Source organism: Campylobacter sp. CH278, assembly GCF_004378845.1.
Taxonomy (GTDB): domain Bacteria; phylum Campylobacterota; class Campylobacteria; order Campylobacterales; family Campylobacteraceae; genus Campylobacter_D; species Campylobacter_D jejuni.
Window position 1 is genome coordinate 1 of sequence record NZ_RYXZ01000034.1, and the last position, 343, is coordinate 343.

General features: G+C 20.7%; 1 pseudogene. It reads right to left on the reverse strand.

Annotated elements, in window-relative coordinates:
- Positions 1-343: pseudogene (locus tag ELQ04_RS08565) on the reverse strand (motility associated factor glycosyltransferase family protein); the annotation flags it as partial.

Sequence of the window (343 nt, forward strand, 5' to 3'; positions counted from 1 at the left end):
AGAATACTTTTATTAAAAGCATCTTCTTTGGTTTTAGGATTTAAAACATAAATTCTAGCAAGATTAAGTTCAAATTGAGTACGCAGAGGTTGTAAAATTTCATATAAATCTTGCATTTGTTTTATATCTTCAAGTTTATTTTTAAATTTATCTATTTTTTCAATAGCTAAGTTTAAATATTCTTCTTTTTCATTTAAACTCAAATATATACTTTGTATATTTTCAAAATCATTACTTAGAATTTTACTAAAATCTCTACAATGCTTAATACTTTTACAAACTTTATAATAAGCCTTAAGTAAAAACTCATTTTGTCTATTTAAACTTAAAGGTTCTAATTTTT